The sequence below is a fragment of the Xanthobacter oligotrophicus genome (genome assembly GCF_008364685.1).
GTDB lineage: Bacteria > Pseudomonadota > Alphaproteobacteria > Rhizobiales > Xanthobacteraceae > Xanthobacter > Xanthobacter oligotrophicus.
Map to the genome: position 1 here is coordinate 170,960 of NZ_VTTL01000012.1, position 21,401 is coordinate 192,360.

The 21,401-nt window shown below is 68.4% G+C and carries 18 protein-coding genes; 13 read left to right on the forward strand and 5 right to left on the reverse strand.

Features of this window, described 5'->3' with window-relative positions:
- Window positions 1-15: 15 nt before the first annotated feature.
- Window positions 16-1,827, forward strand: a complete 1,812-nt coding sequence (locus tag FZ033_RS19970; protein WP_149577817.1) for an AMP-dependent synthetase/ligase — start codon at window positions 16-18, stop codon at window positions 1,825-1,827.
- A gap of 17 nt (window positions 1,828-1,844) precedes the next feature.
- Here the strand turns inward: FZ033_RS19970 and FZ033_RS19975 are convergent, their stop codons facing one another.
- Together FZ033_RS19975 and FZ033_RS19980 are read right to left on the reverse strand one after the other, a co-directional pair.
- Window positions 1,845-3,206, reverse strand: a complete 1,362-nt coding sequence (locus FZ033_RS19975) for a PP2C family protein-serine/threonine phosphatase (protein ID WP_149577818.1) — start codon at window positions 3,204-3,206, stop codon at window positions 1,845-1,847.
- A gap of 48 nt (window positions 3,207-3,254) precedes the next feature.
- Window positions 3,255-3,692 (reverse strand): potassium channel family protein, encoded by a 438-nt coding sequence (locus FZ033_RS19980; protein WP_149577819.1) that lies wholly within the window; start codon window positions 3,690-3,692, stop codon window positions 3,255-3,257.
- Between the two features lie 209 nt (window positions 3,693-3,901).
- Between FZ033_RS19980 and typA the strand changes: the two genes are divergently transcribed.
- Window positions 3,902-5,731, forward strand: a complete 1,830-nt coding sequence (typA, locus tag FZ033_RS19985; RefSeq protein WP_149577820.1) for a translational GTPase TypA — start codon at window positions 3,902-3,904, stop codon at window positions 5,729-5,731.
- Between the two features lie 53 nt (window positions 5,732-5,784).
- Here the strand turns inward: typA and FZ033_RS19990 are convergent, their stop codons facing one another.
- The gene (locus FZ033_RS19990) at window positions 5,785-6,903 is read right to left on the reverse strand and encodes an NAD(P)/FAD-dependent oxidoreductase (RefSeq protein WP_149577821.1); all 1,119 of its coding nucleotides are present in this window, start codon (window positions 6,901-6,903) and stop codon (window positions 5,785-5,787) included.
- Window positions 6,904-7,054: 151 nt separating this feature from the next.
- Here FZ033_RS19990 and FZ033_RS19995 point away from each other — a divergent pair, with 151 nt between their 5' ends.
- From FZ033_RS19995 to FZ033_RS20010, 4 genes are read left to right on the forward strand one after another with little or no spacing between them, the layout of a single operon-like run.
- Window positions 7,055-7,492 carry a gamma-butyrobetaine hydroxylase-like domain-containing protein gene (locus FZ033_RS19995; RefSeq protein WP_188079593.1) on the forward strand — a complete coding sequence of 146 codons (438 nt, stop codon included), beginning with the start codon at window positions 7,055-7,057 and terminating at the stop codon, window positions 7,490-7,492.
- On the forward strand, window positions 7,489-9,225 hold the full coding sequence (locus FZ033_RS20000; RefSeq protein WP_149577823.1) for a fumarate reductase/succinate dehydrogenase flavoprotein subunit: 1,737 nt from the start codon (window positions 7,489-7,491) through the stop codon (window positions 9,223-9,225). Before FZ033_RS19995 ends, FZ033_RS20000 begins: the two co-directional genes overlap by 4 nt.
- A gap of 33 nt (window positions 9,226-9,258) precedes the next feature.
- Window positions 9,259-9,492, forward strand: coding sequence for a 4Fe-4S dicluster domain-containing protein (locus FZ033_RS20005; RefSeq protein WP_012114793.1), 234 nt, complete (start codon window positions 9,259-9,261; stop codon window positions 9,490-9,492).
- 8 nt (window positions 9,493-9,500) lie between these two features.
- Window positions 9,501-10,463: a HEAT repeat domain-containing protein gene (locus FZ033_RS20010; protein WP_149577824.1), complete on the forward strand. Its 963-nt coding sequence runs from the start codon at window positions 9,501-9,503 to the stop codon at window positions 10,461-10,463.
- A gap of 415 nt (window positions 10,464-10,878) precedes the next feature.
- On the opposite strand, the gene FZ033_RS20015 is transcribed toward FZ033_RS20010, so the two are convergent.
- The gene (locus FZ033_RS20015) at window positions 10,879-11,910 is read right to left on the reverse strand and encodes a TRAP transporter substrate-binding protein (protein WP_149577825.1); all 1,032 of its coding nucleotides are present in this window, start codon (window positions 11,908-11,910) and stop codon (window positions 10,879-10,881) included.
- Window positions 11,911-12,104: 194 nt separating this feature from the next.
- On the opposite strand from FZ033_RS20015, the gene FZ033_RS20020 reads away from it, so the two are divergent.
- From FZ033_RS20020 to bluB, 6 genes are all read left to right on the forward strand, one after another.
- Window positions 12,105-13,013 carry an IclR family transcriptional regulator gene (locus FZ033_RS20020; protein ID WP_149577826.1) on the forward strand — a complete coding sequence of 303 codons (909 nt, stop codon included), beginning with the start codon at window positions 12,105-12,107 and terminating at the stop codon, window positions 13,011-13,013.
- Window positions 13,014-13,082: 69 nt separating this feature from the next.
- Window positions 13,083-14,741 carry an acyl-CoA synthetase gene (locus FZ033_RS20025; protein ID WP_149577827.1) on the forward strand — a complete coding sequence of 553 codons (1,659 nt, stop codon included), beginning with the start codon at window positions 13,083-13,085 and terminating at the stop codon, window positions 14,739-14,741.
- Between the two features lie 45 nt (window positions 14,742-14,786).
- Window positions 14,787-15,548 (forward strand): SDR family NAD(P)-dependent oxidoreductase, encoded by a 762-nt coding sequence (locus tag FZ033_RS20030; RefSeq protein WP_149577828.1) that lies wholly within the window; start codon window positions 14,787-14,789, stop codon window positions 15,546-15,548.
- Window positions 15,549-15,763: 215 nt separating this feature from the next.
- A complete protein-coding gene (glpD, locus tag FZ033_RS20035; RefSeq protein WP_149577829.1) occupies window positions 15,764-17,278 on the forward strand; it encodes a glycerol-3-phosphate dehydrogenase in 1,515 nt (504 codons plus the stop codon).
- 20 nt (window positions 17,279-17,298) lie between these two features.
- Entirely contained in the window at window positions 17,299-18,792 is a 1,494-nt protein-coding gene (gene glpK / locus FZ033_RS20040) for a glycerol kinase GlpK (protein WP_149577830.1), read from the forward strand.
- Window positions 18,793-18,879: 87 nt separating this feature from the next.
- A complete protein-coding gene (gene bluB / locus FZ033_RS20045; RefSeq protein ID WP_149577831.1) occupies window positions 18,880-19,560 on the forward strand; it encodes a 5,6-dimethylbenzimidazole synthase in 681 nt (226 codons plus the stop codon).
- A 31-nt stretch (window positions 19,561-19,591) separates the two neighbouring features.
- On the opposite strand, the gene FZ033_RS20050 is transcribed toward bluB, so the two are convergent.
- Window positions 19,592-20,167, reverse strand: coding sequence for a protease inhibitor Inh/omp19 family protein (locus tag FZ033_RS20050; RefSeq protein ID WP_149577832.1), 576 nt, complete (start codon window positions 20,165-20,167; stop codon window positions 19,592-19,594).
- 296 nt (window positions 20,168-20,463) lie between these two features.
- Here FZ033_RS20050 and FZ033_RS20055 point away from each other — a divergent pair, with 296 nt between their 5' ends.
- Entirely contained in the window at window positions 20,464-21,237 is a 774-nt protein-coding gene (locus FZ033_RS20055) for an SDR family NAD(P)-dependent oxidoreductase (protein WP_149577833.1), read from the forward strand.
- The last annotated feature ends 164 nt before the right edge of the window (window positions 21,238-21,401 follow it).

Consider the following 21,401-nt stretch of genomic DNA (forward strand, 5'->3'; position numbering starts at 1 on the left):
GTCATGAACCCCGCGATGACCGCACCCAATTTTCCCGACCTGACCCTGCCGCAGATGCTACGCCTCCACGCCCAGCGCCAGGGGGAGCGCACCGCGATCCGCCAGAAGGATTTCGGCATCTGGAACCCGGTCTCGTTCCAGGATTATTTCGCGCGCGCCGCCGCTGTCGGCCACGGCCTGCGCGCGCTCGGGCTCGGCGCAGGCGGCCATGTGGCGGTGCTCTCGGAAAACCGCATCGAATGGGTGCTGGCCCAGCTCGGTGCCGGCCTTGTGGGGGCGGTGACGGTGGGGGTCTATCCCACCAGCCCGGCCAATGAGGTGGCCTATGTGCTCGGCCATTCGGACACCCAGGTCGTGGTGTGCGAGGACCAGGAGCAGGTGGACAAGGTGCTGGAGCGGCGGGACGAATTGCCCCTGCTCAAGTCCATCGTGGTGATGGAGCGGAAGGGCCTGCGTGCCTATGCGCCGGGCACGGTGCTGTCGTTCGACGACCTCGTCGCGGCCGGCGAGCAGCACCTCAAGGCGCATCCCGGCCTGTTGGACGAGGTGCTGGCGCGCCAGTCCCTCACCGATATCGCGCTGATGATCTACACCTCCGGCTCCACCGGCAAGCCGAAGGGGGCCATGCTCACCTACGGCAACCTGCGGGCGCAGGCCATCGCCATCGCCGAGCGGCTGGGGCTCGATGCCGATACCACCCACGTCTCCTATCTGCCCCTGTGCCATGTGGCCGAGCAGATGCTCACCACCATGACGCCGCTCTATCTCGGCTCGCAGGTGAATTTCGGCGAGTCCATCCGCACCATCCAGGAGGACCTGCGCGAGGTGGCGCCGAGCATGTTCCTCGGCGTGCCGCGCATCTGGGAGAAGCTGCACGCCTCCATCTACATCAAGATGCTGGAGGTGGGCGGCGTGCGCCGCGCCCTGTTCGAGCGCCTCATGGCGGCGTGCCAGCCCTTCGCCGAGACCGCGCCGGAGAAAAGGACGCCCTATCAGCGGGCAGTGTTCTTCATCGGCTGGCTGCTGTTCTTCCGGGCTTTGCAGAATTTCATCGGCCTCGGCAAGGTGAGGGTGGCCATGACGGGGGCGGCGCCCATCTCGCCCCACATCGTGCGCTTCTTCCGCACCATCGGCGTGCCGCTCATCGAGGTCTATGGCGCCACCGAGACCAGCGGCATGGCCACCGGGCAAAGGCTGTCCAACCTCGTGCCCGGCTGCGTGGGACCGGCGGCGGAGGGGGTGAGCCTTGCCCGCGGCGATCACGGCGAACTGCTGGTGAAGGGCGGCATCGTGTTCGCCGGCTACTACAAGAGCGAGGAGGCCACCGCGAGCGCTCTGCGCGACGGCTGGCTCCACACCGGCGACGTGGTGGAGTTCGTGGATGGCCAGGTAAAGATCGTCGATCGCCTGAAGGACATCATGATCACGGCGGGGGGCAAGAATTTGAGCCCGTCCGAGATCGAGAACGTGGCCAAGGGCAGCGCCTTCATCAAGGAATGCATCGTCATCGGCGAGGCGCGCAAATATGTCTCGGCGCTGATCCAGATCGATTTCGAGACGGTGGGCAAATGGGCCGAGGAGAACGCCGTTTCCTACACCAATTTCCGCAACCTCGCGGAGAATCCCAAGGTGCGCGCGCTGATCGAGGGCGAGGTCGCGAAAGCCAACGGGCAACTGGCGCAGGTCTCCCACATCCGGCGCTTCCACCTCCTCACCAAGGAACTGGACCACGACGACGACGAGGTGACCGCCACCATGAAGGTGCGGCGCTCCAACATCCAGAAGAAGTATGCGGCGGAGATCGAGGGCCTCTACGCCACCGCCTGACCGTCGCGAGCGGCCGTTCAGCCCACGGGCGTGAAGGTGACGGCCAGCGCGGTCATGTCGTCGAATTGCGGGGCCTCGCCCGAATGCGCGGCGGCGGTGTCGAGCAATGTGGCGAGGAAAGCCTCGGCCGGCAGGTGCAGCGCGCGCACCGCCGCCGCTTCCAGCCGCGCGTCGCCGAAGGAGATTTCGTCCAGGTTGATGGCGTCCGTCAGCCCGTCGGAGAACAGGAACAGCCGGTCGCCGGGGGCAAGCCGGCCACGGACGGCGCGGGGCTTCATCCCCTCCAGGATGGCAAGCGCCATGCCGGTGGCGGCGGGGCGCTCGATGGCGCCGTCCGCGCGCAGGATCATCGCGTCGGTGTGGCCGCAATTGCAGTAGGTGAGATCGCCGCTCTCAAGGTCGATCACGGCGCAGAACAGGGTGACGAACATGTCCTCCCCGTTGGTGGCGCACAAAAGGTCGTTCACGGTTGCCACCGCGGTGGAGAGGTCCGCCTCCCGCCGCAGCACCATGCGCAGGGCGGTCTGGGTGGCGCTCATGAACAGGGCGGCGGGGGTGCCCTTGCCGGCCACGTCCCCAAGGCTGACCACCAGATGGCGGGCGTCGATGAGGAAATAATCGTAGAAGTCGCCGCCAACGTCCTTGGCGGGGCGCATGGCGGCGCCGATGTCGGCGCGTTCGCCGAGCACGTCCGCCGAAAGCGGCAGCGGCAGCATGGAGCGCTGGATGGCCGCGGCATTGGCCATCTCGCGGCGCTCCGCCACCCGCGTCATGATGGCCTCGGCGAGGCGGCGGAAGGAGTGGGAGAAATCCACCAGCTCGGGCAGGGGATTGCGCAGCTCGTCCAGCAGCTTCAGGTCGAACTCGCGGCGCTCCAGTGCGTTGAGCGCATTGGCATAGAAGCCGAAGACCCGGTTGAAGGTCTCGAACCGGCTGCCGAACTGGCGCATCACCGCCGAAAGCAGGGCGGGATGGGCGCGGCCCGCCGCCTCCAGCGCCTCGGCCGAAAGCCGCACGGCGGTCAATTCCGTTGCGGCATCCACGTGGGCGGTGCGGGCAACGCCGGTGAAGGCCGCGATCTCGCCGATCACCGCCGGTGCCGCCAGATGGGCCAGTTCCACGTGGGCATAGGGCGTGTCGATGGTAACGACGGCCGTGCCCTCCACCACCAGCAGCGCGAACGTGTCAGTCTCGCCCCGCTGGATGAGGCGGGTGCCCGGCGCCACCGTCATCTTCTCGCCGCCGGCGATGAGGGCGGCCAGCACGGAGAGCGGGAAGTCGGCAAAATAGGGATGCCGCGCCATCACCGCCGTAGCGGCGGCGACCTCGTCCGGGCCGAGGCGGGGCACCTCATCCTGTCGTAACGTTAGTGGCGGCATGGGTTTTCCTTGGGCGCGACCACTATAGCCCAGGTCCGGCCGGTGGCCTTAACCCAAACGCAGGATGCGCAGCGCCCGCGACAGCACCGCGAACAGCACCGCCGTGGACCAGCCGAACAGCAGCATGCCGTTCGCCGCCGTGATGGGCGCGAGCACCCGCCACCGGTGCTCGGGCAGGATGTCGCCGTAGCCCAGGGTGGTGAAATTCACGAAGGCGAAATAATAGGCATCCTTGTCCTGGCTCACGCCCACCAGCTCATACAAGGCGGCCCAGACCGCCACTTCCATGAAATGCGCGAGCATGAGCAGCGTCCCCGACGCACCCATGATGATGGTCAGGGTCACGATCCTGCGGCGCGGGGACAGGTGGCGCGCGGAGATGCGTCCGATCTTGATGACGAGCACGGTCACCAGCGCCTGGATGGTGATGGTGGCGACGCTGACCAGCCCACCGACCAGGAACTCTCCGTCCAGGAACCAATACACGGCACCATTCTCCCGTTCAGGCTCGCTTGTCCATCGCACCGCTTTTTCTCAAGCCCAGAGCCGGCGCGCGGGCAAGAGATGCGCGCCAATTCCGGCCGGTTTCGGCAGCGCGCATTGATCTTGATCGGTTTGTGTGTATTTTGCGCCGCAATAATCCCTTTCCCGGCGGGCCCGAGTTATTCGGACCCGCGTTTTCGTGCTGGACGACCATGAAGCTTCGCAACATCGCCATCATCGCCCACGTCGACCACGGCAAGACCACGCTGGTGGACGAGTTGCTCAAGCAGTCGGGCTCCTACCGCGAGAACCAGCGCGTGGCCGAGCGCGTGATGGATTCCAACGATCTGGAAAAGGAGCGCGGCATCACCATCCTCGCCAAGGCCACCTCGGTGGTCTGGAAGGACACGCGCATCAACATCGTGGACACCCCCGGCCACGCCGACTTCGGCGGCGAGGTGGAGCGCATCCTGAACATGGTGGACGGTGCCATCGTGCTGGTGGACGCCGCCGAGGGCCCCATGCCCCAGACCAAGTTCGTGGTGGGCAAGGCGCTGAAGGTGGGCCTGAAGCCCATCGTGGCCATCAATAAGGTGGACCGCTCCGACGCCCGCATCACGGAAGTGGTGAACGAGGTGTTCGACCTGTTCGCGGCGCTGGACGCCACCGACGAGCAGCTCGACTTCCCCATCCTCTACGGTTCCGGCCGCAACGGCTGGATGGCCGAGAGCCCGGAAGGCCCGTCGGACCAGGGCATGGCGCCCTTGTTCGACCTGGTGCTGAAGCACGTGCCCGAGCCCACCGTGGATGACGGCCCGTTCCGCATGATCGGCACGCTGCTGGAAGCCAACCCCTTCCTCGGCCGCATGATCACCGGGCGCATCACCTCCGGCTCCATCAAGCCGAACCAGCCCATCAAGGTGCTGGCGCAGGACGGCTCGTTGGTGGAGCAGGGCCGGGTCTCCAAGATCCTGGCGTTCCGCGGCATCGAGCGCCAGCCCATCGAGGAAGGCGTGCAGGGCGACATCGTCGCCATCGCCGGCCTCTCCAAGGGCACGGTGGCCGACACCTTCTGCGCGCTCGAAGTGACCGAGCCGCTGGCGGCCCAGCCCATCGATCCGCCCACCGTCACCATGACCTTCATCGTGAACGACTCGCCGCTGGCCGGCACCGAGGGCGACAAGGTGACGAGCCGCGTCATCCGCGACCGCCTGCTGCGCGAGGCGGAAGGCAACGTGGCGCTCAAGATCGAGGAATCCACCGAGAAGGATTCCTTCTTCGTCTCCGGCCGCGGCGAACTTCAGCTTGCCGTGCTGATCGAGACCATGCGCCGCGAGGGCTTCGAGCTCGCCGTGTCGCGTCCCCGCGTGGTGTTCCAGAAGGATGAGGCCACCGGCCAGGCGCTGGAGCCCATCGAGGAAGTCCTCATCGACGTGGACGAGGAATATTCCGGCACCGTCGTGCAGAAGATGAGCGAGCGCCGCGCCGAGATGGTGGAGATGCGCCCCTCCGGCGGCAATCGCCAGCGCCTGGTGTTCTACGCTCCCACCCGCGGCCTCATCGGCTACCAGTCGGAGCTGCTCACCGACACCCGCGGCACCGCCATCATGAACCGGCTGTTCCATGAATACGCCCCCTACAAGGGCGAGATCGCCGGCCGGGTGAACGGCGTGCTCATCTCCAACGAGCAGGGCGAGGCGGTGGCCTATGCTCTGTGGAACCTCGAAGACCGCGGCCCGATGATCATCGAGCCGGGCTGGAAGGTGTACCAGGGCATGCTGGTGGGCGTCCACAACCGGGACAACGACCTGGAAGTGAACGTGCTCAAGGGCAAGAAGCTCACCAACATCCGCACCACCTCCAAGGACGAGGCGGTGCGCCTGACGCCGCCGATCCGCATGACGCTGGAGCGCGCGCTGGCCTGGATCCAGGACGACGAGCTGGTGGAGGTGACCCCCAAGTCCATCCGCCTGCGCAAGCGCTACCTCGATCCCAACGAGCGCAAGCGCGAGGAGCGCAAGAAGGAGACCGAGCTGGCCTGAGGCCGGATCGGTTCAGCGCTGCTGAAGTTTAGGGCCGCCCCGAAGGGCGGCCCTTATTTTTGCGCCACCTCCAGCACCTTGTCCGCGATGGCGAGGCAACTGGTGAGGCCGGGCGATTCGATGCCGAACAGGTTCACCAGCCCGGCGATGCCATGCACCACCGGCCCCTGGATGACGAAATCCTGCGGCCCGCCGTTTGGCCCGGGGATCTTGGGACGGATGCCGGCATAGCCGGGGGCAAGGTCCTCCTCCCGCACATCCGGCCAGTAGCGGCGGATGGAGGCCATCATGGACGCCTTGCGGGCCGGGTCCACCCCGTAGTCCCGCTCGCGCACCCATTCCACGTCCGGCCCGAACCGGCCCTGGCCGCCGAGGTCGAGGGTGAGGTGGGTGCCCAGTCCGCCCGGCTCCGGCACCGGATAGATGAGGCGGCTGAACGGCACTTTGCGCCCGCACGTGAAGTAATTGCCCTTCGCCAGCGTCTGCTCGGGCACGAGATGTGCCGGCATGCCGGCGATCCGGCGGGCGAGGTCCGGCGCATCGAGGCCGGCGGCATTCACCAGCAGGCGGCAGCCCAGCACCATGGGCGCGTCACCCCCGGTGCGAACCGTCAGCCCGTCCGGCCCCGGCTCCGCCCCGGCGAACGGAGCGCCGAGGGCCAGCACGCCGCCGGCGGCCTCCATGTCGCCCTCAAGGGCCAGCATCAGGCCATGGGAATCCACGATGCCGGTGGAAGGCGAGAACAAGGCGGCATGAACATCCAGCGCCGGCTCCAGCGTGCGCGCGCCCGCGCCGTCCAGCATCTCAAGGTCGCTGACCCCGTTGGCCGCGCCATGGGCGGCGAGCTTTTCCAGATACGCCACCTCGGCCGCGCTGGCGGCGACGATGAGCTTGCCGATACGGCAATGGCCGACCCCATGGCTTGCGCAGAAGGCATAGAGCGCGTCGCGCCCCTTCACGCACAGCTCGGCCTTCAGGCTTCCCGGTTCGTAATAGATGCCGGCATGGATGACCTCGGAATTGCGCGCGGAGATGCCGGTGCCGATGGCTCCCGCCGCCTCGATCAGCACCACCTCGTGGCCCGCCCGGGCCAGCGCGCGGGTGACGGCGAGGCCGACCACGCCGGCGCCGATGACGATGGCTTCCACCTGATCCGTGTCCACCTGATCCATGAGGGATTCGCCCGTTGCTGCGGCGGGCACCATAGCGCAGGCGGCGCCGGGAGGCAGGACCCCGAGGCGCAGCGCGCCGGCCTCCCTGGAAGTGCTCCAGCCAGCAACTAGTTGCTATCGGCTGGGGCGGCCGCGATGTCCAATCGCCCTCATGATGACGTCTACCCCCCAGCCCCTTCCGGCGCCGTCGGAGCCTTTTCCCGATATCGAGGAGATCCGCCTCGATCGTGATCGGCGCCACCTGCACCTCGCGTTTTCCGGCGGGCGGGCGGCGGCCGACACCCTTAGCGCCAGTCTCAGTGCCCCGGCGCTTCGCGCCGCCCTTAGTGCCCCGGCGCTCCGCGCCAGCCTCAGTGCCCCGGCGCTTCGCGCTGCTTGCCGCTGCGCGGCCTGCGTCGCCGACCGGGCGCGGGGAAAGTTTTCCGCCGACTTTGCCGGCGTCACCTTCACCCATGTGGCCCCGTTCGGGGCGCACGGGCTCAACCTGTCCTTCTCCGATGGCCATGCGCGCGGGGTCTACCCCTTCGCCTATCTCGCCGCCCTCGCGGCGGATGCGGCCGGCCCCGACCTTCCAGAGGTGAAACCATGAGCGAGATCAAGACCGAGATCGTCGAAACCGACATCCTCGTCATCGGCGGCGGCACCGGTGGCCCCATGGCCGCCATCAAGGCCAAGGAGAAGAATCCCGGCCTCAAGGTGGTGCTCATGGAGAAGGCCAATGTGAAGCGCTCCGGCGCGGTCTCCATGGGCATGGACGGGCTGAACAACGCGGTCATCCCCGGCTACGCGACGCCCGAGCAATATGTGAAGGAGATCACCGTCGCCAATGACGGCATCGTCCACCAGAAGGCGGTGATGGCCTATGCCACCGGCTCCTACCCGATGATCCAGTATCTGGATTCCATCGGCGTGAAATTCGAGAAGGATGGCTCCGGCGAATACAATGTCCGCAAGGTGCACCACATGGGCACCTACGTATTGCCCATGCCGGAGGGCCATCACGTCAAGAAGGCGCTCTATCGCCAGCTGCGCAAACACCAGGTGCTGGTCACCAACCGTTACATGGCCACCCGCCTGCTGAACGCCCCGGACGGCCGCATCGCCGGCGCCATGGGGGTGAACACCCGCACCGGCGAGTTCCTGGTGGTGCGCGCCAAGTCGGTCATCCTCGCCTGCGGCGCCGCCGGGCGCCTCGGCCTGCCGGCGTCGGGCTATCTGTTCGGCACCTACGAGAACCCGGCCAATTGCGGCGACGGCTATGCCATGGCCTATCATGCAGGGGCGGGGCTCGCGAACCTCGAGTGCTACCAGATCAACCCGCTGATCAAGGATTATAATGGCCCGGCCTGCGCCTATGTCACCGGCCCGTTCGGCGGATACACCGCCAACAACAAGGGCGAGCGCTTCATCGAGTGCGATTACTGGTCCGGCCAGATGATGAAGGAGTTCTATTCGGAGCTCCAGAGCGGCAACGGCCCGGTCTTCCTCAACATGACCCATCTGGCCGAGGAGACCATCTCCGAGATCGAGACCATCCTGCACTCCAACGAGCGGCCCTCGCGCGGGCGCTTCCACGAGAATCGCGGCACCAATTATCGCGAGAAGATGGTGGAGATGCATATCTCCGAGATCGGATTCTGCTCCGGCCATTCGGCCTCGGGCGTGTGGGTGGACGAGAACGCCCGCACCACGGTCGCCGGCCTCTATGCCGCCGGTGACATGGCGAGCGTGCCGCACAATTACATGCTCGGTGCTTTCGTGAACGGCGGCATCTCCGGCCAGGACGCGGCCGATTACTGCGCCTCCACCGACCTGCCGGCCTATGACGAAGCCGATGTCGCCCGCGAGCAGGAGCGCGTGCTCGCCCCCACCCGCCGCGATGATGGCCTGACCCCCCACGAGATGGAGTTCAAGACCCGCCGCCTGGTGAATGATTATCTCCAGCCGCCGAAGGTTACCGCCAAGTATCGCATCGCCCAGGCGCGGTTCGCCGAGATCCGCGAGGACCTCAATGCCCTGTGCGTGAAGGATCCCCATGAATTGATGCGGGCGCTGGAGCTGCAATCCATCCTCGATTGCGCCGACATGGCCGCCGCCGCCTCGCTCTACCGCACAGAAAGCCGCTGGGGCCTCTATCACTGGCGGGTGGACCACCCGGCCACGGACAACGAGAACTGGTTCTGCCACACGCTGCTCTACAAGGACGAGATGGGCCGCATGGCCCACAGGAAGCGCGCTGTGGACCCCTATGTGGTCGACATCCCCGAGGAGGAGATGGGCGCCTACCACCAGCTGCGCACCCCGGCGCTCGCCGCCGAGTGACCTCACAGAATTCGAGAATCCGGAGCCTGCCCCATGCCGTTCGCCAACCACCCCACCTCCGTGCCGGTCACGGTCGATGACGAGAAATGTATCGCCGAGAAGGGCTGCCGCGTCTGCATCGACGTGTGCCCCCTCGACGTGCTCGCCATCAACCCCGCCTCCGGCAAGGCGCACATGAAGTATGACGAGTGCTGGTACTGCATGCCCTGCGAGGTGGACTGCCCCACCGGGGCGGTGAAGGTCGAAATCCCCTATCTCCTGCGCTGAGGTGAGCCATGGCCCTGTTCGATGATTTCGACGACGACATGGATGCCGTGGCGGAGCGCGCCCGCGACGCCGATCCCGGCATCCGCCGCGTCGCCATGCTCAACCTCGCCGAGAGCGTGGATCCGCAGGCGGTGGAGCTGCTGCTCGCCGGCCTGAAGGACGAGGATGCCGGCGTGCGCGAGGCCGCCGCCAAATCCCTCGACGAGCATGCCGGCCTGCCCGCCGCCCTCGGCCTGATCGAGGCGCTCGACGATGCGGTGGAGGCGGTGCGCCTCGCCGCCATCGAGAGCCTCGCCGACAAGAAGGAGCCCGGCTCCGCGCCCTGCCTCATCGCGCGGGTGCAGGCGGAAAGCGCCTTCGTGCGCGCCGCCGCGCTCCGGGCCCTGCGCGACATGCAGGACCCCGCCGCCATGCCGGTGGCGCTGTCGGCGCTCTCCGATCCCGATATGGCCGTGCGGCGCGAGGCGCTGGGCGTGCTCGGCTATCTGAAGGCCGATGCGGCGCTGCCAGCGCTGCTGCTGGCCGCCACCGATCCCGAGCCGGCGGTGCGCCGGGCGGTGATGGCGGCCCTCGTGTTCGTGCGCAGCGGCACGCCGGGGGTGCCCGCCCTCGTGGCCGGGCTGAAGGATGCCCATTGGCAGGTGCGCGAGGAAGCCGCCTTTTCCATCGGCAAGGCCAAGCTGCCGGAGGCGGTGGACCCGCTGATGGTCGCGGCCAATGACGACAGCTGGCAGGTGCAGGCCAAGGCGGTGAATGCGCTGGGCAAGCTGAAGGCCAAGAGCGCGGTGCCGGTGGTGGCGGAGGCGCTGTCCCACGGTTCCAGCAACGTGCGCAAGGAAGCCGCCGCCGCCCTGGGCGAGATCGCCGATCCCGCCGCCGTTGGCGCGCTGGAAGCCGCCTTCGACGATCCGGACCCGGACGTGCGCAAGCTGGTGCGCTGGGCGCTGGAGCGCTGCCACGCCGCGGCGTGAAGAAGGGCTCAGTCTGCCATTGAGCGCTGCAGAGCCCTCAACCCGCGTGCGGGGGAGGGCAGGGAGGGGGAGGCTGCTTCCGCCTTCCTCCGGCTGGCGTTCTGCCCCTTCTCCCGCTTGCGGTGGAGGGGCACGGCACTTCCCCACATCGTCGCCGTCCGGCTTGACCGGAGGGTCCATCTTACCGCTGGTCCAGTCCCCGCCACTTTGTCCCGGCCGGGCCATGGGCCGTCCGGTCAAGCCGGACGGCGACGATGTGCAATCTCCTTACACCAACGGCCCCGGTCTTTGACCGGTGCCGAGAGGGTCGCGCTCAAGCGCCGCGCGGGCTTGACCAAAGGCCCGTGAGTCAAGCTCAAGGGCCTTTGGTATTAGGGCCCCGCCCCCATCCTTTCGCGAAGGCGAACCGCCGCCCTCAGGACAGCTTGCCGGTGTAGCTCTCCAGGATGGACCAGGCCTCGTCGCCGAACTTGCCCTTCCACTCGGAATAGAAGCCGGCCTTGCGCAGCTGGTCGCGGAAGCTGTCCACCTTGGGCTCGTTGAAGACGAGGCCCTTTGCGCTCAGCTCCTTGCGCAGGGTGCCGTTGAGCGCCAGCACGTCCTCGCGCTCCTTCAGGCCGGCGGCGTTGATGTTCTTCGCCACGATGGCGCGCAGGTCGTCGGGCAGCTGCTCGAAGGCGCGGCGGTTGGCCAGGAACCAGAAGCCGTCCCACATGTGGTTGGTGAGGGAGCAGTATTTCTGCACCTCGTAGAGCTTCGCCGTGGCGATGATGGCGAGCGGGTTCTCCTGCGCGTCCACGATGCGGGTCTGGAGCGCGCTGTAGACCTCGGCGAAGTTGAGGCTCGCGGGGGCGCTGTCGAAGGCCTTGAACATGGAGGTCCACAGCGGCGACACCGGCACCCGGATCTTCAGGCCCTTGAGGTCGGCGGCGGTCTCGATGGGCCGGGTGGAGGTGGTGATCTGCCGGAAGCCGTTGTCCCAGATATTGTCCATGGCGATGATGCCGGCCTTGGAGATCTGGCCGCGCACATAGGCGCCGAGCCCGCCGTCCATGGCCTTCCACACGGTGGCGTAATCCGGGAAGGCGAAGCCGATGCCGCTCACCGAGGCGTTCGGGATCAGGGTGGAGAGGATGAGCGGGGAGAGGGTGAAGAACTCGATGCCCCCCGAGCGCAGCTGGCTCAGCATGTCGGTGTCGCCGCCGAGCTGGCTGGAGGGGAACACCTTGATCTCGACGCGGCCCTGGGTCTCGGCCTTGATCTTGTCCACCATCTCGCCCGCGCGCACGTTCATGGGGTGCGTGACCGGCAGGTTGTTGGCGTATTTGTAGGAAAATTCCGCGCTCTGCGCCCGCGCGACGAAGGGGGCGAACACGCCGCCCGCCACGCCGCCCGCAAGGGCTCCGGCCGCGCCGGCCTTGAAAAGGGTGCGACGGGTCAACATCATGCTGGCAGCTCCTCCTGGCGGTCCATTCGGACCGGTTTCCTCTGGGTCCAGTATATGGACCTCGTATCCCTGCGGCCCATGCTGGCCCGCTTGTGGGATTTTCGCAAGCCCATTATGGTCGTTGAAGACGCTGCGCTGCGGTGGTCTCAACGATATCAAGATCTAGGTCCACATACTGGATCATGGGAGAGCGCGTGGGACGGGCACACAAGCCCCCCGCCGTCCGGCCCGGCCCCGAGCCGGCGCGCGCCGGCGGCTTATCTTCCGGCGAAACCGCCGGCGGGGGAACGCAGAGCATCGAGCGGGCGGTGGCGCTGCTTCTGACGGTGGGCCGCGCAGCCCCCGAGGGCGCGCGGCTGTCCGATCTGGTGCGGCTGTGCGGCCTGCCCAAGCCCACCGTGCGGCGGGTGCTGCTGGCGCTGGTGCGCACCGGCCTGCTCGACCAGGACGAGGTGACGCGGCGCTATCATGTGGGGCCGGAAGCCTATGTGCTCGGCACCCTCGCCGGCACCCGCTTTGGCATCCATGCCCTGGCGCTGGACGGCCTTGCCCGCCTCGCCCGCACCAGCGGCGACTGCGCCTTCCTCTCCGTCCCGCGCGGGGCCTTCAGCGTATGCCTGCACCGGGAGGAGGGCACCTGGCCCATCCGCACCCACGTGCTGCAGGCCGGCGACCGGCACCCGCTGGGCATCGGCGCCGGCGGGCTCGCGCTGCTCGCCGCTTTGCCGGATGCGGAGGTGGAGCGCATGCTCGCCGCCAATGCGCAGGCGCTGGCGGCCCATTATCCCGGCTATGGGGTCGAGGTGATGCGCGCGCAGGTGGCCGATGCCCGCGCTCGTGGCTATGCGCTCAATCCCGGCCTTTATGTCGCCGGCTCCTGGGGCATTGCCGTGCCGGTGCTGGGGCCGGACGGGCGCCCCTTGGGCGCGCTGTCGCTTGCCGCCATCGACAGCCGGCTCTCGCCTGAGCGGCAGGCCGAGCTGGTGCCGCTGCTGAAGCGCGAGGCGCAGGCGCTGGAATCCGCCCTCGGCCACCGCACGGCCGGTGAGCCCGCCGTCGCGGTGCAGCCCAACGGGCGCGCCATTGCCAAGGGGATGCCGTGATGGCGCCTGCCGATAGGTCCTTGTCTTTCCGCGCGCGCCCTGCGCGCGCCTCCTGCCCGGAGTGATCCCATGTCCCCTGAACCTGTCGAAATGCCCGCCGTCGCCGAGGGCGCACCCAAGGGCGGTGTCGCCCGCTCCAGTCGGCGAGTGATGAACCTGTCCCATGTGCTGCGCCAGGCGGCGCGGCGCTTCCCCGGCGAGATCGGCTTCGTGGACGGCGCCCGCACGCTCACCTGGGGCGAGATGGAGGCGCGGGTGGACGCCATGGCCGTGGAACTCGCCCATCGCGGGGTGGGCAAGGGCGACCGCATCCTGGTGCAGTCCAAGAACTGCCTTGAAATGTTCGAGAGCATGTTCGCCGCCTTCCGCGTCGGCGCGGTGTGGGTGCCCACCAATTTCCGCCAGACCCCGGGGGAGGTGGCCTATCTCGCCTCCGCTTCGGGGGCGCGGCTGATGATCTGCCACGCCGATTTCCCCGAGCATGTGCCCGCCGTGCTGGCCGAGGCGCCGTCCGTCGAGGCGGTGATCGCCATCGGCGCCGCCGATTTCGGGCCGGACTATGCCGACCTCGTCGCCGCCCGCCTCGGGGAAAGGGCGAAGGTGGCGGACGTGGAGCACGATGACCCGTGCTGGTTCTTCTTCACCTCCGGCACCACGGGGCGGCCCAAGGCGGCGGTGCTCACCCACGGCCAGATGGCCTTCGTCATCACCAACCATCTGTGCGACCTGATGCCCGGCACCACGAATGCCGACGCCTCCCTGGTGGTGGCGCCGCTCTCCCACGGGGCGGGCGTGCACCAATTGGTGCAGGTGGCGCGGGCGGTGAAGACCATCCTCATGCCGTCCGAGAAGTTCGACGCGGCCGAGGCGTGGCGGCTGGTGGAGGAATGGCGCGTCACCAACATGTTCACCGTGCCCACCATCACCAAGCTGCTGGCCGAGCATCCCTCGGTGAAGACTTACGATCATTCCTCCCTGCGCTACGTCATCTATGCCGGCGCGCCCATGTATCGGGAGGACCAGAAGCGGGCGCTGAAGGCGCTGGGCAAGGTTCTGGTGCAGTATTTCGGGCTGGGCGAGGTCACCGGCAACATCACCGTGCTGCCGCCGGCGCTGCATGATCCCGAGGACGGCCCGGACCTGAAGCTCGGCACCTGCGGCTTCGAGCGCACGGGCATCCAGGTCCAGATCCAGAACGATGCGGGGGAGGAGGCGCAGCCCTTCGAGACCGGGGAAATCTGCGTCTGCGGCCCCGCCGTGTTCGCCGGCTATTACGACAACCCGGAAGCCAACGCCAAGGCGTTCCGCGACGGCTGGTTCCGCACCGGCGACCTCGGCCACATGGACAACGAGGGCTTCGTCTACATCACCGGCCGCGCTTCCGACATGTACATATCGGGCGGCTCCAACGTCTATCCGCGCGAGGTGGAGGAGAAGGTGCTCACCCATCCGGCGGTGGCGGAGGTGGCGATCCTCGGCGTGCCCGATCCCATGTGGGGCGAGGTGGGTGTGGCGGTGTGCGTGCTGCGCGAGGGGGCAAGCCTCGCCGAGGACGAGCTGATCGCGTTCCTCGACGGCAAGGTCGCCCGCTACAAGATGCCCCGCCGCATCCATTTCTGGGATGCGCTGCCGAAATCCGCCTACGGCAAGATCACCAAGAAGATGGTGCGCGAGGCCTTGGCCGAACGCGGCCTGCTGGAGCCGGCGCCCGCCACGCGCTCCGCCTGAAGAGCGCCGCAGCACCGGAAACAAAAGCCCAAAGGGAGAGACGTGATGAGCAGGACGCGAAGCGTGATCGTGACGGGAGGCGCCTCCGGCATCGGCCTCGCCGCGGTGGAGGCGCTTCTGGTGGAAGGCTGGCGCGTGGTCGCGGCCGATATCGATGCGGTGGCGGTGGAGAAGGCGCGGGCGCAGCTTGCCGGCCATGGCGACCGCGTGCGCGTCGAGGTGGCGGACATCTCCGACGAGGCGCAGGTGGTGGACCTCGTCACCCGCACGAGCCTTGAGTTCGGCCCGCTTTGGGGCGTGGTGAATTCCGCCGGCATCGCCCGCGATGTGCCGGCGCTGGACACCTCGGTGTCGCTGTTCCGCGAGATCCTCGACGTGAACCTCGTCGGCACCTTCCTGGTGGCGCGCGAGGCGGCGCGGGTGATGAAGGAGAATGGCGGCGGCGCCATCGTCAACATCGCCTCGGTTTCCGGCATAAGGGGCAATCTCGGCCGCTCGGCCTATGGCGCCTCTAAGGGCGGCGTACTGGTGCTGACGCAGATCCTCGCCGTGGAGTTCGCGCCCTTCAACATCCGCGTGAACGGCATCGCCCCCGGTCCCATCGAGACGCCCATGGTGAAGGCCATGCACACGCCGGAAGCCCGTGCCGGCTGGATGAAGACCGTGCCCATGCGCCGCTATGCCAGCCCCTCCGAGGTGGCCGGCGGCATCGCCTTCCTGCTGGACGAGACCAAGTCCTCCTTCATCACCGGCCAGACCCTCAACGTGGACGGCGGCTTCACCGCCGGCGGGCTGATCGGGCTTTAGCTTTCGTAACCTTGGCGTCTGGATATGGGCATTGCCTGATGCGCAGGAGTCTTGCGCTGGGTCCCGGCTCGGCGCTCCGGCTCCGCCGTCGCTGGTCCGGGAAACCGTCGCGCCCCAGTTGACGCCGCCGCCCGGCGCGGCATCGTCTGGGGGGAGGGCGCGGTGAGTCCGGCGCGATGATGCACGCAGCCGAGAGGCCGGAGGTGGAGGCGGGGATGGAGGAAACCACGCGCGTCTTCGACCTCGCCATCATCGGCGGCGGCATCAATGGCGCTGGCATCGCCCGCGATGCGGCGGGGCGCGGCCTGTCGGTGGTGCTGTTCGAAAAGGCGGACCTGGCCTCCGGTACCTCGTCCGCCTCCACCAAGCTCATCCATGGCGGGCTGCGCTACCTGGAACATTACGCCTTCCGCCTGGTGAGGGAGGCGCTGGCCGAGCGCGAGGTGCTGTGGGGCATCGCCCCGCACATCATCTGGCCGCTGCGCTTCGTGCTGCCGCACCATCGCGGCCTGCGCCCGGCGTGGATGCTGTGGCTGGGCCTGTTTCTCTACGACCATATGGGCGGCCGCCGCCTGCTGCCGCCCACGCGCACGCTGGACCTGAGGCACGACCCCGCCGGTCTCCCGCTGCGCCACGACCTTGGCACGGCATTCGAATATTCCGACTGCTGGGTGGAGGATGCCCGCCTCGTGGTGCTCAATGCCCGCGATGCGGCGGACCGGGGCGCCTCCATCCGTCCGCGTACCAGGGTGGTGGGCGCGCATCGCGCCGATGGCCTGTGGGAGATCGCGGTGGAAGGCGCGGCGGGGCGGCAGAGCGTGCGCGCCCGCGCGCTGGTGGATGCCGCTGGCCCCTGGGCCGGGCAGGTGCTGGACGTGTTGCAGGTGAAGGCGAGCGCGCGCCTGCGCCTCGTCAAGGGTAGCCACATCGTGGTGCACCGCCTGTTCGCGCACGATCGCTGCTACCTGTTCCAGAATGGCGACGGGCGCATCGTGTTCGCCATCCCCTATGAGGGCGACTTCACCCTCATCGGCACCACCGACCTCGACTATGACGGCCGGCCGGAGGACGTGGCGGCGAGCCCCGAGGAGGTGGCCTATCTGTGCGCGGCGGCCAGCGACTATTTCGCCGCCTCGCTCGCGCCGGAGCAGGTGGTGTGGGCCTATTCCGGCGTGCGCGCCCTGTACGACGAAGGCGCGGGCAAGGCGCAGGAAGCGACCCGCGACTATGTGCTGGCCCTCGACGCACCGGAGGGCGCGGCGCCGCTTCTGTCCGTGTTCGGCGGCAAGATCACCACCTATCGCCGCCTGGCCGAGGCCGCGCTGGCGCGGCTCGTGCCCCATTTGGCGCCGCACCTGCCGGTGCTGGGTCCGGCCTTTACGGGCAGGGTGCCGCTGCCGGGCGGGGATTTCCCGCGGCAGGGGTTCGAGCATCTGCTGAAAAGCCTGCGCCGCACCTTTCCCGCCCTCGATCCGGCCCTGCTCAAGCGCCTCGCGCGGGCCTATGGCACCTCCAGCTTCCGCCTGCTGGAGGGGGTGATGCACGAGGACGACCTCGGCGACTGGTTCGGCGCCCATCTGTGCCGCCGCGAGGTGGACTGGCTGATGGACCAGGAATGGGCCATGACCGCCGAGGATGTGCTGTGGCGCCGCTCCAAGCTCGGCCTGCGGACCTGCCATGAGGAAGCGCGGGCGCTCGACGCCTACATGGCCGCCCGGCGCGGCGGCTGAAACAAATCCGGGAGGAGCCTTTGGCCGCCTACATCCTCGCCATCGACCAGGGCACCACCTCCTCGCGCGCCTTGCTGGTGCGCCGCGACGGCACCATCGCGGCGCTGGCGCAGGAAGAACTGCCCCAGCATTTCCCCGCGTCCGGCGAGGTGGAGCAGGAGGCGGAGGACATCTGGACCACGGTGCTGGCCTGCTGCCGCGCGGTGCTGAAGCAGGCGGGGGCGGGTGCATCCGACATCGCCGCCATCGGCATCACCAACCAGCGCGAGACGACGCTGGTGTGGGAGCGCGCCACCGGACAGGCCATTCACCGCGCCATCGTCTGGCAGGACCGGCGCACGGCGGACACCTGCGCGCGCCTTGAGGGCGAGGGGCATGGCGCGCTGGTGCGCGCCCGCACCGGCCTGCTCATCGATCCCTATTTTTCCGCCACCAAGATCGCCCACATCCTCGATAAGGTGCCGGACGCCCGGGCGCGGGCGGAGAAGGGCGAACTGGCCTTCGGCACGGTGGACAGTTTCCTGCTGTTCCGCCTCACCGGCGGGCGGGTGCATGCCACCGACGCCACCAATGCCTCGCGCACCATGCTGTTCGACATCCACACCGGCGCCTGGGACGACGAATTGCTCGCCCTGTTCGGCGTGCCGCGCGCGCTGCTGCCGGAGGTGCGCGATTGCGCGGCGGAGTTCGGCGCCACCGATCCGGAGCTGTTCGGCGCGCCCATTCCCATCCGCGGCATGGCGGGGGATCAGCAGGCGGCCATGGTGGGGCAGGCGTGCTTTCAGCCGGGCATGGTGAAGTCCACCTACGGCACCGGCTGCTTCGCCTTGCTCAATACCGGGGCAACGCCGGTGGCCTCGCGCCATCGCCTCATCACCACCATTGCCTATCAGATCGAGGGCCGGCGCACCTATGCGCTGGAAGGCTCCATCTTCGTGGCCGGCGCGGCGGTGCAATGGCTGCGCGACGGGCTGAAGATCATCTCCCATGCCGCAGAGAGCGACCGTCTCGCCGCCGAGGCGGACGAGGGGCAGGACGTGATCCTGGTGCCGGCCTTCGTGGGGCTCGGCGCGCCCTATTGGCGGCCACAGGTGCGCGGGGCGCTGTTCGGCCTCACCCGCGCCACCGGGCCGGCCGAGCTGGCGCGGGCGGCGCTGGAGGCGGTGTGCTTCCAGACCTGCGACCTCATCGAAGCCATGCATGCGGACTGGCCGGGGCAGGGCGGTGCCACCGTGTTGCGGGTGGACGGCGGCATGACCCGTTCCGATTTCACCATGCAGCGCCTCGCCGACCTCCTCGGCGCGGCGGTGGATCGGCCGGCGGAGGCGGAAGCGACCGTTCTCGGCGCCGCCTATCTCGCCGGCCTCCAGTGCGGCTTCTTCCCGCCGCCGGATATCTTCGCGCAGGGCTGGCGGCTGGAGCGGCGGTTCGTGCCGGCCATGCCGGCGCAGGTGCGCGCCGCGCGACTCGCAGCCTGGCGCTCCGCCGTGGGATGCCTCATCGGCAGGGATTGACCTCGGAGCCCGCTTGCCGCCCACTGGCCGTCAATGGCCAGCGCGCGCCGTCGAATGCCGCGAAGCCAAGAAGGGGAGGGCGCCCGGATGATGGAGGAAGACAACTTCTCGCCGGAAGAGCGCGCCGCCATCTACCGCTGCATCCGCGAGCGGCGGGACGTGCGGCGCAATTTCCTGCCCGATCCGGTGCCGCCCGACGTGCTTGCCCGCGTGCTGGCGGCGGGCCATGCGGCACCCTCGGTGGGGTTCCTGCAGCCGTGGAATTTCATCGTCATCCGCGAGCGCGCCACCAAGGAGGCACTGCACGCCGCCTTCACCCGCGCCAATGCGGAGGCCGCCTGCATGTTCGAGGGCGAGCGGGCGGACCTCTACCGTTCGCTCAAGCTCGAAGGCCTGCGCGAGGCACCGCTTCTGCTGTGCGTGACCTGCGAGCGGGAGCGGGCCGGGCCGGTGGTGCTCGGGCGCACCCACCAGAGCGAGATGGATATCTATTCCACTGTCTGCGCGGTGCAGAACATCTGGCTGGCGGCGCGGGCGGAAAATCTCGGGGTGGGCTGGGTCTCCATCCTCGCCCTGGCGGACCTGCACCGCATCCTCGCCATTCCCGATGCCATCGTGCCCATCGCGCTGCTGTGCATGGGCTATGTGGACCAGTTCGCGCAAACGCCGGACCTGGAGCGCGCGGGCTGGCGCAAAAGGCTGGCGCTGGAAGACCTGGTGTTCGAGGAGCGCTTCGGCGAACGGGAGAAGACCCCCGCCGGCGGGTGAGCCTCAGCGGCCGAAAGTCAGCGACCGAAAATCACCGGCTGAGCGTGACCTTCTGGTTGCTCTCGGAGATGAGGCCCACATAATGGTTGGGGCCGGACGGCTGGAGCCGGGCGGTGACCTTGCCCTGATGGTTCTGCAGCACGATGTCCGAGCCCATCATGTCCCATCCCTTAGTCATGAAGATCTCGCTGGGGCAGGACACGTCGGCCTGGGCCGAGAGGCCGGAAAGGCCGCGATCGGTGCTGAGCTTGAGCGGGCAGGAGTTGCGCCCGTCGTCCCAGGCAAAGGTCCAGGCACCCGACAGCTGGCCCTGGGCGGGGCTCGCCGCATAAGCGGTGCCGCCGGGATTGGCGGCGGGCGGTGTGAGGGGCACGTTGGACGCGGTGGTGCGCGGCGTGATGGCGCCGGTGGCGGTCTCCGCCGTGGAGGCCGAGACGTTCGCGGGCGCCGGCGCGCTCTCCACCGATCCGGTGGGCGCCGTCAGAACCCGATTGCTCGCCACGGCGGACGGCTTCGCCCCGAAGCCGTCAAGCTCTGTGCTGCAACCGCCGAGTGCAAATGCACCAAGGGTCAGCGACAGGGCCGCCGATACCTGAACCACCTTCATTCAACGCACTCCGGACGTGCCCGCAAACCCTAGCGCGTCTCCCAAGCCTCCGCTACCTGCGGAAAAGCCCGGAAGGGCGCCATCAACGTTCGGATCGCCGCCGGCTCGAAAGCGAACTGTGTTGCCGGCTGCGACAGCGGGCACCCTCTCGGCAGAACATGGCAGCACCAAGGCCGTGACCTCACCTTGATACCGTTGTAGGGTGGCGGATGGACGCGATGGTTAAGGCAGGTTAATCAGCAGGCCCCTACCTTTCCGCCAGATTCATCCTGTTCTTTGCTTGCCGGAGCCTGCCCATGTCCCAGCTCGATCCCAGCACCCTGACCCTTCTTGTCACCGGCGCCACCTCCGGCATCGGCTTGGCTACGGTGCGCCGCTTCGCCAGCGTCGGCGCGCGGGTGGTGGCGGTGGGCCGCCGGGCGGAGCGGCTGGAGGCGCTGAAGGCCGAGTTCGGCGACCTCATCCACCCCCTGGTGCTGGACGTGCGCGACGAGAAGGCCACCTTCGAGGCCTTCGCCAGCCTGCCGGCGCCGTTCAACGCCTATAACGTGGTGTTCGCCAATGCCGGCCTCGCCCTCGGCCTCGAGCCCGCCTATGCGGCGGATCTGGAGGAGTGGAAGACCATGGTGGACACCAACATCACCGGCCTTCTGGTGACCGTGCGGGCGAGCCTGCCGGCGATGATCGAGCGCAAGCAGGGGCACCTGGTGTTCACCGGCTCCATCGCCGGCGACTATTCCTATCCCGGCGCCAACGTCTACGGCGCCACCAAGGCCTTCGTGAAGCAGTTCTCGCTGAATGTGTGGGCGGATGTGGCCGGCACCGGCGTGCGCGTCACCAACATCGAGCCAGGCCTGACCGAGACCGAATTCTCCGTGGTCCGCTTCGGCGGCGACAAGGAGCGGGCCGACAAGGTCTATGCCGGCGCCACCCCCATGACCGGGGAGGACATCGCCGAGCAGGTGTTCTTCGCCTGCACCCTGCCGCGGCATGTGAACATCAACCGCATCCAGTCCATGTCGTCCCAGCAGACCTTCGGCCCGCTGGCCATCAAGCGCGACCCGGTGTGAGCAGCGGGCCGGGGCGACTGCTGTAAAGAGAAAAAGATACCGTCGAAATCACCACCGTCATGCCCGGCCTTGTGCCGGGCATCCACGCCGAGCCGCTTGGCACAGCGTGCGAATGTCGTTCCCAGCCTTCCCGCGTGGATGGCCGGAACCCGCATGTTTGCGGG